The sequence below is a fragment of the Crenothrix polyspora genome, assembly GCF_900163755.1.
GTDB classification, from domain to species: Bacteria; Pseudomonadota; Gammaproteobacteria; order Methylococcales; family Methylomonadaceae; genus Crenothrix; species Crenothrix polyspora.
This window is the reverse complement of the sequence record NZ_FUKI01000017.1, coordinates 1-11,764: the sequence shown is the minus strand read 5'-3', so window position 1 is coordinate 11,764 and position 11,764 is coordinate 1. Positions and strand designations below refer to the sequence as shown.

Sequence of the window (11,764 nt, the reverse complement as noted above, 5' to 3'; positions counted from 1 at the left end):
CTGGAACGACAACTACAGAGCTAAAGTATTGTTCGCAATTTAATTTTAATGCGTTTGCCCTGAGGGGTAATATCTATAATTGACAATTAATTTTCAAGTCGGATAGAACTTGCGACTGACGAGAAGTAACATAAAAAGCTACCCTTGTTTGTCTTGATAGCTGCTTGGACAATTACGTCACCAATTTTATCCAGGGATAGGGGGAATGTTTACGCGGATAGTAATTTATGTCATTAATTTGCATCATTATTATTTTTATTAGTGTGATCGGTTTTCTGGCTTAATTTAAAATATAGAACAAGTCGCTGGTAGATGCTTGCGCTCTTGTTGAGAAAACAGCGTTTTTATGGTGTAATACCGACGTTTTTGGTCTTAATACGCCTTTTGTTTTGTATTAAATAAAAGGCATTGATTTTGCCGCACAAAGTTTGGAGAGCAGGCTTATTACAATGCAATTTTTTATTAAAAAAGGTTTGGATTTACCCATCACGGGAAGTCCCAAACAAGTTATTGGGGATGGCAATCCAGTTAAGTCTGTTGCCATCTTGGGGATGGATTATGTAGGTATGAAGCCTACTATGATGGTCAGTGAAGGTGACAAGGTAAAACTTGGTCAAGCACTCTTTTCGGACAAGAAAAATCCTGGTTGTCTATTTACTTCACCTGGTGCCGGTATTGTTAAATCAATCAATCGCGGCGATAAACGTGTCTTGCAATCTGTGGTTATTGAATTGCAGGGCGATGAACAAGAGTCTTACTTAACTGTAAAAGATTCTGAACTGGCGGCGTTAACCACTGAGCAAGTTAAAGCCAACCTGTTGGCTTCGGGTTTGTGGACTGCTTTGCGTACGCGTCCGTATGGCAAAATTCCAGCGGTTGATAGCAAACCCAAAAGCATTTTTGTAACGGCTATCGATACCCGTCCTTTGGCCGCTGATCCGGTTGTGGTCATTAAAGCGCGTGCCCATGATTTTACCAACGGTTTAGCGATTATTGCCAAGTTAACCGAAGGTAAGACTTACGTCTGCAAAGCGCCGGGTGCTGATATTGCAGTAGGCAATGCGTCTGTTGTGGTGGCTGAGTTTTCAGGGCCACATCCGGCAGGATTGCCTAGCACACACATTCATTTTATTGATCCAGTTAGTATCGATACTGTCGTGTGGACGATTGATTACCAAGCGGTTATCGCTATCGGTGCGTTGTTTACAACGGGTAAGCTGAACGTTGAAAGAATCGTGTCTTTAGCGGGGCCTACGGTCAAAAATCCACGTTTAGTGCGTACCCGCGTGGGTGCTAACTTGACTGATTTGGTCGCTAATGAGTTGGAAGCGGTCGAAAATCGGGTGATTTCAGGTTCCGTTCTGTATGGTCATCAGGCACAAGGTTGGGCAGATTTCTTGGGTTGCTATAGCAATCAGGTGTCGGCGTTGCAAGAAGGCCGTGCGCGTGAATTGTTTGGCTGGATTGTACCTGGCAAAGACAAGTATTCCGCATTGGATGTGTATGTGTCCAGTGTCGATCGCAAAAAAGGCATAGACCGCAAGTTCCCGCTGACGACTGATAAAAACGGCAGTAACCGCGCGATTGTACCGGTAGGAATTTACGAAACTGTGATGCCACTGGATATTTTGTCGACACCGTTATTAAAGTCTTTGGTGATAGGCGATTCTGATCAGGCGCAATTGTTGGGTTGCCTGGAATTGGATGAAGAAGATATGTCTCTCTTTACGTTTGTTGATCCCGGTAAACATGATTTTGCGCCGGTATTACGGGCCAATTTAACTAAAATCGAGAAGGAAGGATAAATGTCGGCTAGAGATATTTTAGATAGCATAGAGCCGCATTTTACAAAAGGCGGTAAGCTTGAGAAGTATTACGGTCTCTATGAGATGGTGGATACTTTTATATACACACCTGCCGATGTAACGCGCGGTACAACGCACGTCCGTGATGGCAACGATTTAAAACGCACCATGACGTTTGTGGTGATTGGTACGCTGTTTTGCGTATTAATGGCGATGTACAACACCGGTTATCAAGCCAACCATGCGATGGAAGTAATGGGTTTGGTGCAGATAGACAACTGGCGTAGCATTATTATGTCGGTATTTGGCTATAGTGCATCCAATCCGTTATCGAACATGGTGCATGGCGCATTGTACTTTTTACCTATTTACATCATTACCTTAGCGGTGGGTGGTGTGTGGGAAGTATTATTTGCTACGGTACGTGGCCACGAAGTCAACGAAGGCTTCCTGGTATCGTCCATGTTGTACACTTTGATTATGCCGCCCGACATGCCGTTATGGCAGGTTGCCCTAGGTATTTCTTTCGGTATTGTTATTGGTAAAGAAGTGTTTGGCGGTACCGGTAAAAACTTTTTGAATCCTGCGTTAACCGGTCGTGCCTTTTTGTATTTTGCCTATCCTGCATCTATTTCCGGTGATTCTGTGTGGGTTGCCGTGGATGGCTTTACGGCAGCAACACCTTTGGCACTGGCGGCTAACGGTGGTTTGGATGCGGTACATGCCGCAGGTTACAGTTGGGTGCAATCGTTTTTGGGCTTTGAACCTGGCTGTTTGGGCGAAACCTCTACCTTGGCGATTTTAATCGGCGCGGCGTTTTTGTTGTATACCCGTGTTGCATCTTATCGCATTATCGGTGGCGTATTTGCCGGTATGGTGGCGATGTCGTTGTTGTTTAACGTGATTGGTAGCGATACCGACCCGATGTTCTCTATTCCCTGGTACTGGCATTTAACCATGGGCGGCTTCGCGTTTGGTATGGTATACATGGCGACTGACCCTGTCAGCGCTGCGATGACCGATACCGGCCGTTGGGTTTACGGTGCTTTAGTGGGCATAATGACCGTGTTGATTCGCGTGGTTAATCCTGCGTTTCCAGAAGGTATTATGCTGGCTATTTTGTTTTCCAATATGTTTGCCCCAACCATAGATTATTTCGTTATTCAGGCGAATATTAGACGGAGGATGAAACGTCATGCTAAAGTGTGAACGATACCAGAAATTATGTGCCAGACTTGATAAGTGTGAGCATTATCAAAAGTTTAAAGCTTATAAAGATAGAATTCTTGCTTTAGGTAATGACAGTTTAGAGAAGACTTTTGCCGTTGCCGTTGCGCTGTGTTTGGTGTGTGCGGTGTTGGTTTCGTTTGGTGCTGTGGCGTTAAAGCCGATGCAGGTCTACAACAAGTCATTGGATATGAAGAAGAATATCCTGGATGTGGCAGGTTTGCTGGAAGCAGGTGCCGATATTGATAAAGCCTTTTCTGAACGTATTGAACCGAAATTGGTCGATTTAGAAACCGGCAGCTATGTCGATAATATGGATGCCGATGCTTACGATCAACGTAAAGCGGCTAAAGATCCTGCACAAAGCATTGCTATTCCTAAAGCCAAAGATCTTGCCCACATTCGTGTAAAAGCTAAAGTGGCCAAAGTCTTTCTGGTAAAAGACGGCGAAAAAATCAAGTCCATCATCTTACCAGTGAGTGGTTATGGTTTGTGGTCTACGCTGTACGGCTTTTTGTCGCTGGATGCTGATGGCCAAACCGTGCAAAGCATCAACTTTTATGACCAGGCCGAAACACCGGGATTAGGTGGTGAAGTCGTCAATCCAAAATGGCGTGCGTTATGGAAAGGCAAAAAAGTCTATGCGGAAACTGAACAACATTCTTTCGACAAGGGCTCGGTAGAAGGCGCTGATTTTGGCGAAGCTGCCCTGCATTTGATTAAAGGTGTGGTTGATAACAACAAGCCAGAAGCCATCTATGAAGTTGACGGCTTGGCAGGCGCAACATTAACCAGCACAGGGGTTACTAATTTGGTCAGATACTGGATGAGCGAAGAAGGTTTTGCCAAGTATTTGAACAAGGTAAGAACCGTTAAGCTTAAGGAGGCCAAATCATGAGTGCCATATTGAATGATGAGCTAAAACATAAACTGATCAATGATGAAACCAAAAAAGTATTGATTGCACCGTTGGTCAACGACAACCCGATTACCTTGCAGGTATTGGGGATTTGTTCGGCGCTGGCGGTAACTTCACAAATGACCACGTCCTTGATTATGGCGCTGGCGTTAACCTTGGTGACGGCGTTTTCCAGTGCGGCGATTAGTGCGATTAGAAATCACATTCCCAGCAGTATCCGTATTATTGTCCAGATGACTATTATTGCCTCCTTGGTAATTGTAGTGGATCAGGTGCTAAAAGCGGTGGCTTACGATGTCAGTAAGTCCTTGTCGGTATTCGTTGGCTTGATTATTACCAACTGTATCGTTATGGGTCGTGCTGAAGGCTATGCCATGAAAAACCCACCCATCGAAAGTTTTATGGATGGTATCGGCAATGGCGCGGGTTATAGCTTAATCTTAATTATCGTGGCGTTTTTTAGAGAAACCTTGGGTTCTGGGAAATTGCTCGGTTTTGAAGTCTTTAAATTAACCAAAGATGGCGGCTGGTACGATCCTAACGGCTTAATGCTGTTACCACCTAGCGCGTTTTTCATCATTGGTTTGATTATTTGGTCTGTGCGTCAATGGAAGCCAGAACAACGGGAAAAAATCGACTTCAAGATTTTGGATATAGCGCACGGTGAAGGGGGACATCACTGATGGAAGCTTATATTAGTTTATTTGTAAAAGCGGTTTTTATTGAAAATTTGGCGCTGTCCTTCTTTTTGGGCATGTGTACTTTTATTGCGGTGTCCAAAAAGATTTCTACCGCGATGGGTTTAGGCGTTGCGGTCATGGTGGTGCAATCTATTACTGTACCGGCCAATAACTTTGTTTATCATGCCTTGTTGCAAGAAGATGCGCTGTCTTGGATGGGCATTAAAGGCGTGGATTTAAGCTTTTTGGCATTGCTAAGCTGCATCGGTATGATTGCTGCGTTGGTGCAAATTTTAGAAATGGTGTTAGATAAGTTTTTCCCCGCGTTGTATTTTGCTCTGGGTATTTTTTTACCACTCATCACTGTAAACTGCGCGATTTTAGGTGGCAGTTTGTTCATGATTGAGCGCGATTATAACTTTGGCGAAAGTGTCACTTACGGTGTTGGCAGTGGCCTGGGTTGGGCATTGGCGATTACTGTCATGGCGGGCGTGCGTGAAAAACTTAAATACAGTGATATACCCGCAGGTTTGCAAGGCCTGGGTATTACTTTTATTACCGCAGGTCTGATGTCGCTTGGCTTCATGGCTTTCTCTGGAATCCAACTTTAAGGGGCTGTCATGCTGGAAATTCTGTTAGGGATTATTATTTTCACGGGATTCGTGATTGCACTGGTGTTTGGTATTATCGGTGCAAAGAGTAAATTAGTGGCAGAAGGTGACGTTGAAATTCTTATCAATAATGAAAAGAAAATTCACGTCCCTGTAGGGTCAAAATTATTAGGCGCGTTGGCCGATAATGGTTTGTTCGTGTCTTCTGCCTGTGGTGGCGGTGGTACCTGTGGCCAGTGTAAAGTAAAGATACACTCTGGTGGCGGCGAAATTTTGCCAACCGAGTTAAGCCATATTACCAAACGTGAAGCTGCACACGGTGAGCGTCTGTCTTGCCAGGTGTCGGTTAAGCACAACATGAACATTGAAGTTGAAGACGAAGTGTTTGGTATTAAAAAATGGGAATGTACCGTTAAGTCTAACCATAACGTGGCCACTTTCATTAAAGAGTTGGTGTTGGATTTGCCGGAGGGCGAAGCCATTAATTATCGCGCTGGTGGTTTCATTCAGATTGAATGTCCGCCGCATGTGGCTAAATACAGTAATTTTGATGTGGAACAAGAGTATCGCGAAGACTGGGATAAATTCAATTTGTGGCGCTATGTGTCTACAGTAAAAGAGTCAGCGTTGCGTGCTTATTCGATGGCGAGTTATCCCGAAGAAAAAGAAATTATGCTGAACGTGCGGATTGCAACACCACCGCCACGCGCAGATGAAAGCGTACCGCCTGGTATTATGTCATCGTATATATTTGATTTGAAACCGGGTGATAAATGTATTATTTCGGGACCTTACGGTGAATTTTTTGCTAAAGAAACCGATGCGGAAATGGTGTTTATTGGCGGCGGCGCGGGTATGGCTCCCATGCGGTCGCATCTTTTCGACCAATTACGTCGGTTAAAGTCAAAACGTAAGATTACCTTTTGGTACGGTGCGCGTAGCAAACGTGAAATGTTCTATGTAGAAGATTTCGATATGCTGGCTAAAGAAAATCCCAATTTTGAATGGCATGTCGCATTATCTGATCCTTTACCGGAAGATAATTGGGACGGTTACACAGGATTTATTCATAACGTCGTGTATGAACATCATCTGAAAAACCATCCAGCTCCGGAAGACTGTGAGTTTTACATGTGTGGCCCCCCGATGATGAATACCGCTGTGATCAAAATGTTGATTGACAACGGCGTGGAACCTGAAAGCATTATGCTGGATGATTTTGGTGGTTAGTGTGTTTTATCTGTACGACGTGTAACTTTGTCGTTTGGATTGATGATTCTAGGAAAGCCCTGTGCATGTTTTGTGCAGGGCTTTTTTATGGACTGTTATTTTGTCGGTAAAAATGTTGAAGGTGCGAATTTAACCCGACATTCCGCACCCCTATTCATAATTTTATGATTAAATTTAATTTAATAATTTCAGTATGTTATAAATTTGTCGAATTTTTGGCGTATTTTCAAAGTCATTTATATCAGCTTATATTTAACAAAAAACAAACGAGAGATGAATTTTTCTTGTTTTAATTCGAAAGTCTAAAATCCAAAAAAATACTAAAACTCATTAAATATCAATATGTTATTTAAATGCTGAATTTTTATTTAGGGGTGCGGAATGTCGGTTTAAAAGCATGGTGTAATAAGTTTACTTATTCTTCACCTGATTTTTCAAAGACTTCAGCCAAATCAATTGCCAAATCAGGAAATAAAGCCGGTATGGCAATGTCGTCATCGGCAAACATGTGTTTAAGTTGATAGTGTCCCTTTTCATCCAATACAAATTGATGAATAGCGTGGTGTTCTGGATAAACAATCCAATATTCGCCAACACCACTTTCTTCATACAGCGCGTATTTAATTTGCATTTCCCGTTTGGAATTCCCTTTGGACAGAATTTCAATAATCCAGTCGGGTGCGCCATTACAACCTTGTTTATCCAGTAAATCAGGATTGCAAATGACACACAAATCAGGCTGTAACACAGTATGGATATCTTGGTTGGTTAAAATGGATTTTTGGCGATTATACAAGCGCACATCAAACGGTGCGGCAAAAAACTGACATTTTTTGTGCTTAAAAAAGTTATACAGCATGCCATTCAAATCAGCTGAAATACGTTGATGATGCACATTAGGCGCAGGTGACATCAACATGATTTTGCCTTTGATTAATTCAACCGTTTCGCTGAACTGCCAGGTTAAATAATCGGCATAACTGTAAGTTTGGTTTAAGTCCAATTCCGATAAGTGGGTGATTTTTGCCATGTAGCCTCTTGTTTTAAAAAAATCTATAGCCTTAACATAAATAGGTTACAGAATTGATGATACACATCACCTGCATTTATTTTTGCGCTTTTTTGTAACCATTCCACCTGGCTTTTACCAAATTTTCATGATGTACAATACTTTCTGGATTGTGGCCAAGATAACGCGGTGCCTTTTTTCGCAAGGGCATTCTTAACATAAATATCAGTGGCCATGATAGCGACCATTACCGCCATTTTCAATTGATCTTTGGCGGCATCCGTTAATCCACCGCATAATAAAATCAATGATAAGTATTAAAATAACATCAGGTACAAAATACGTTTGAGTGTTATAGGTTGAAATAAACCACATTGAAATGGTTTATTTCAACCTATTTTGTTGATTTTGGTATTGGTGTTATCAAATATTGCTGTATTTGCTCCGGTTCAGTAGCAATAGCATCTGTATTTACCCAGAGCCACTGCATATAAATTTTTAATATTTAAGCTCAATTGGTTACAAGAGAGAAAATGAACTCAAAAAAGCAGTATACACATATAACTGATTGATTATTAGATAATTAAAAAAGAAAATACGTTTGCCCCTGAGTTATAAATTCATCTCTTGTTCATATTACTAGCGGTATTATAGTCTGGGGAGTTGTGACATGAAGCCTGTACAACAGGCTTTGGCTTAAATGATTAAGGGTCGGATAATGAATATGAAGGTGTTGAATAGCGTTGGCTTTTTGTTATGGGTGATGTTTTCACAGCCGTTGTTGGCCATGCGTTGTGATAGCTGGGTCGTGGAGCCTGGCGATTCTAAAGCAGATATTTATGATGTGTGCGGCTCACCTGATTACACCGATTCGCATTATGAGCGGCGCGGTAATAATAATTATGCAGAGTTTGGCCAATATAATAACGATCAAAATTTTCAATCGAGCAACCAGTTTAATTATGGTCAGCAAAATTTCCGTGTGATAGAAGTGTTGGTAGAAGAATGGACTTACGATTTTGGTCACTCGCGGTTGCGGCAACATTTGCGTTTTGAAAATGGCCGGTTAAAAGAAATTACCGACATGGGCCGTGGGCGCAGGCGATGAGGTATACTATTGCCCGCTAGCAACCTTGTTTTTTCACGATTTATTCAGGTGTCATCATGTATTTTCTTATCACGTTTGTTTTTATGTTAGTGGTTATTGCCTTAATGGCGGTCGGGGTTATGTTTGGCCGACGCGCTATTAAAGGCTCCTGTGGCGGTGTCAATAGCGCTGCGTGTGTCTGTCTTAAAAAATGCGCGGCCAGAAAAAAAGTGGAAGCCGAAGGTCAGATAGAAGCGTAGTTTCTTAACCTTCACTCATAGATAAAACGTAATGGCTGAAATACACAGTTTTTTCTGGCACGACTACGAAACTTTTGGTATAGACCCGCAGCGCGACAGGCCGGCGCAATTTGCCGGCATCCGTACCGATGCCGATTTCAATATTATTAATGAGTCGGCCATCTTTTATTGCAAGCCGCCAGCAGATTATCTGCCGCAGCCGGATGCGTGTGTCATCACCGGCATTACCCCGCAGTTAGCCGAACAACGTGGCGTGTGTGAAGCGGAATTTACGCAGCGTGTGCATGAGTTATTTTCAGCACCCAACACCTGTGTACTAGGCTATAACACCTTGCGTTTTGATGATGAGTTCACTCGCAATTGTTTGTACCGTAATTTTTACGACCCCTATGAGCGCGAATATAAAAACGGCAATTCCCGTTGGGATATTATTGATGTTGTTCGGGCTGCCAAAGCCTTACGCCCCGATGGCATTGTCTGGCCGTATAACGAAGTGGAGGCTCGTCCCAGTTTTCGTTTGGAAGAATTGACCAAGGCGAACAATATTGCCCATGAGATGGCGCATGATGCGCTGTCCGATGTGTATGCCACTATTGCCATCGCCAAATTGGTGAAAGCCGCACAACCTAAATTATACCAATTTCTTTGGCAGCATCGCCTAAAACCAGAAGCCATTAATTTGCTGCAATTTGGCAGTTTTAAGCCGGTGGTACATATTTCCGGTAAATATCCGGCACGTAAAAATTGTCTGGCGATTGTGTTGCCGGTGTGTCGTCACCCGACCAATACCAACGGTGTAATGGTGTATGATCTTTCGGTTGATCCTGAACCGATGCTGTTATTATCGGCGGAAGAAATTCAGCGCCGTATTTTTACCGCTACGGCTGATTTACCCGAAGGTGTTGAGCGTATTCCGCTTAAAACTGTGCATGTCAATAAATGTCCGGTATTGGCTCCCATTTCAGTCATCAGACCAGAAGATGCGCAGCGCTTGGGGATTGATCTGGCACTGTGCCAAAAGCATATCACTAAAATCCAGCAAGCCAGTGGTTTGGCAGAAAAGTTAGCGGCAGTGTTTACCAGCAGTTATGGTGAGTCTGTGCGTGATTCCGATCCCGATTTGGCAATTTATGCGGGTGGATTTTTCTCGCCAGCAGATAGGCTGGAAATGGCTAAAATAAGATCGGCAGCACCGGAAACCTTGGCAACAAAAACGTTTAAGTTTGCCGACAGCCGTTTACCAGAAATGCTGTTTCGCTACCGTGCCCGCAATTTTCCTGCAACACTGAATGCGACTGAGGCTCAGCAATGGTTGAACTATTGTAAGGCGAGATTAACCGGTGAACTGCCTGGTGTCAGTATGACATTCAACGATTATTTAGCCAGATTAGAGGTGTTGGCTACGGCGGGTGATGTTGATCCCAGCCTATTAGCGGCATTGCATGAATATGTTACTGAGAAGATACAGATGCTTGGGTAATTGTGTTAGATTTAAGTACGCGTTTTTATTGGCTACCAACTTAAAGCGGGACACAGGACAATACGTAGGGTGGGCAGGCTGTTTTGCCCACCAGCCAAGCGCGGTAAAATCCTATGTGGGCAGAAAAGCATTGCCCACCCTACAGTTGCAATTGTCCCGTTTAAAGTTAGTAGCCTTTTTATTTATAAGTCAAGACAAAAATGTGAATCAGGTACTACACCAAATGAATATATCCTTTCATCGCAGTATCACTAATGCCGTTAGCGGTAAAACCCAGTAATTTTACTAATGTATCAGGTTTATCATAGTTATCTTGAAAAACATAACTATTATTGTCTATAACAAAGGCAACACTATCACCTCTAATATTGGCTTCTAGATAATTAATAACATTTGTAATGTTTTTTTCTGTTATGGCTAAAGGAGAGTTATATTGATATAAATCATCAAAGCTGATTAATCCATTACTAATATTATGGCTGCGAATTGTTCCAAAATCTTCACCATTAACGCTATAAATATCGTCAGCAATGTTATGGTTCATTAGCTGAAGAGAATCCTGCCAATCAAAGCCTTTTACTACATCGGAACGATTTTTCAAGCTATCACCCACACGGATAATTATTGTATCATTGCCGTATGTGACATCAAGTGTATCTCTATGACGGCCACCTTCTAAGGTATCATCACCTGAATTACCATTTAGAATATCGTTGCCATTGCCTCCAATTAGGCTATCGTTTCCTGAGCCACCGCTCAAAATATCGTTTCCTGCTCCTGCAACTAGAATATCATTACTTTCCCAGCCATTTAACTTATCATTACCTGTGTTGCCGTATAAAACATCCTCATTCACACTGCCTTGTATATCATCGTTATATTTAGTTCCATTGATTGTATTCATTGTATTCATTTTTAATTCATACGCAGATTTTTTTGAATCGCCTACTGTATAGCTATCCAGTTGCAAATAATATTTAGCCGAATTAGGTGCCGTAAATGAAAAATTAGATTTAGAATAATTCTCTGCCCTTATATCAATAAGGAAACGTTCTCCGGTATTGAAAACGTGAATGCCTTCTGGTGAGCCTTTTAAAGATACTTCAAACTTATAACTGATGCCACCTACCAAAGTTAGTGAGAATACATCTTTATCACCATGGTATTCATAACTACCTTTAATAGTGACTGGAACAAGTGAGGTTGGCGCTTGTATTAAACTAGCTGTTTGAAAACTATCACCAAAATCATCCAGATAAGATGGGAAGTATGAAACGGGAAATCTGGAATAATAGCTACCCGATTTAATAGGATGAAAAGTATAAAAACCTCTATTCTCCTTTATAGGAACCAGAGTGCCATTTAAAGAATAAACATTGATAAAATCATAATTACTAGGAGTCTGTCGGTCTTAGGATTTATATCTACCCGATTCGCGTAAAAACACGTAAATCAG

At 42.2% G+C, this 11,764-nt stretch carries 12 protein-coding genes; 9 read left to right on the top strand and 3 right to left on the bottom strand.

Annotated elements, in window-relative coordinates; genetic code table 11:
• Nucleotides 1-449 precede the first annotated feature (449 nt).
• From CRENPOLYSF2_RS01340 to nqrF, 6 genes are read left to right on the top strand one after another with little or no spacing between them, the layout of a single operon-like run.
• A complete protein-coding gene (locus CRENPOLYSF2_RS01340) occupies nt 450-1,805 on the top strand; it encodes a Na(+)-translocating NADH-quinone reductase subunit A (protein WP_087142175.1) in 1,356 nt (451 codons plus the stop codon).
• Nucleotides 1,806-3,014 (top strand): NADH:ubiquinone reductase (Na(+)-transporting) subunit B, encoded by a 1,209-nt coding sequence (locus tag CRENPOLYSF2_RS01335; RefSeq protein WP_087142174.1) that lies wholly within the window; start codon nt 1,806-1,808, stop codon nt 3,012-3,014.
• Nucleotides 3,001-3,930: a Na(+)-translocating NADH-quinone reductase subunit C gene (locus CRENPOLYSF2_RS01330; RefSeq protein ID WP_087142173.1), complete on the top strand. Its 930-nt coding sequence runs from the start codon at nt 3,001-3,003 to the stop codon at nt 3,928-3,930. Before CRENPOLYSF2_RS01335 ends, CRENPOLYSF2_RS01330 begins: the two co-directional genes overlap by 14 nt.
• On the top strand, nt 3,927-4,634 hold the full coding sequence (locus CRENPOLYSF2_RS01325; protein WP_087142172.1) for an NADH:ubiquinone reductase (Na(+)-transporting) subunit D: 708 nt from the start codon (nt 3,927-3,929) through the stop codon (nt 4,632-4,634). Before CRENPOLYSF2_RS01330 ends, CRENPOLYSF2_RS01325 begins: the two co-directional genes overlap by 4 nt.
• Nucleotides 4,634-5,242, top strand: a complete 609-nt coding sequence (gene nqrE, locus CRENPOLYSF2_RS01320; RefSeq protein WP_087142171.1) for an NADH:ubiquinone reductase (Na(+)-transporting) subunit E — start codon at nt 4,634-4,636, stop codon at nt 5,240-5,242. The genes CRENPOLYSF2_RS01325 and nqrE overlap by 1 nt, the downstream gene beginning before the upstream one ends.
• Before the next feature lie 9 nt (nt 5,243-5,251).
• Nucleotides 5,252-6,472, top strand: a complete 1,221-nt coding sequence (gene nqrF / locus CRENPOLYSF2_RS01315) for an NADH:ubiquinone reductase (Na(+)-transporting) subunit F (RefSeq protein WP_087142170.1) — start codon at nt 5,252-5,254, stop codon at nt 6,470-6,472.
• A gap of 415 nt (nt 6,473-6,887) precedes the next feature.
• On the opposite strand, the gene CRENPOLYSF2_RS01310 is transcribed toward nqrF, so the two are convergent.
• Both CRENPOLYSF2_RS01310 and CRENPOLYSF2_RS18695 read right to left on the bottom strand, forming a co-directional pair.
• Nucleotides 6,888-7,502: a Uma2 family endonuclease gene (locus CRENPOLYSF2_RS01310; protein WP_087142169.1), complete on the bottom strand. Its 615-nt coding sequence runs from the start codon at nt 7,500-7,502 to the stop codon at nt 6,888-6,890.
• Between the two features lie 125 nt (nt 7,503-7,627).
• Nucleotides 7,628-7,789 (bottom strand): hypothetical protein, encoded by a 162-nt coding sequence (locus tag CRENPOLYSF2_RS18695; protein WP_176370988.1) that lies wholly within the window; start codon nt 7,787-7,789, stop codon nt 7,628-7,630.
• A gap of 410 nt (nt 7,790-8,199) precedes the next feature.
• Here CRENPOLYSF2_RS18695 and CRENPOLYSF2_RS01305 point away from each other — a divergent pair, with 410 nt between their 5' ends.
• The 3 genes from CRENPOLYSF2_RS01305 to sbcB are packed head-to-tail and all read left to right on the top strand — an operon-like array spanning nt 8,200 to nt 10,308.
• The gene (locus CRENPOLYSF2_RS01305) at nt 8,200-8,589 is read left to right on the top strand and encodes a DUF2845 domain-containing protein (RefSeq protein WP_245807851.1); all 390 of its coding nucleotides are present in this window, start codon (nt 8,200-8,202) and stop codon (nt 8,587-8,589) included.
• 53 nt (nt 8,590-8,642) lie between these two features.
• Nucleotides 8,643-8,828 carry a (Na+)-NQR maturation NqrM gene (nqrM, locus tag CRENPOLYSF2_RS01300; RefSeq protein ID WP_087142167.1) on the top strand — a complete coding sequence of 62 codons (186 nt, stop codon included), beginning with the start codon at nt 8,643-8,645 and terminating at the stop codon, nt 8,826-8,828.
• A gap of 31 nt (nt 8,829-8,859) precedes the next feature.
• Entirely contained in the window at nt 8,860-10,308 is a 1,449-nt protein-coding gene (sbcB, locus tag CRENPOLYSF2_RS01295; protein ID WP_087142166.1) for an exodeoxyribonuclease I, read from the top strand.
• Nucleotides 10,309-10,522: 214 nt separating this feature from the next.
• Here the strand turns inward: sbcB and CRENPOLYSF2_RS19335 are convergent, their stop codons facing one another.
• Nucleotides 10,523-11,440 carry a calcium-binding protein gene (locus tag CRENPOLYSF2_RS19335; protein ID WP_087142165.1) on the bottom strand — a complete coding sequence of 306 codons (918 nt, stop codon included), beginning with the start codon at nt 11,438-11,440 and terminating at the stop codon, nt 10,523-10,525.
• Between the last annotated feature and the right edge of the window lie 324 nt (nt 11,441-11,764).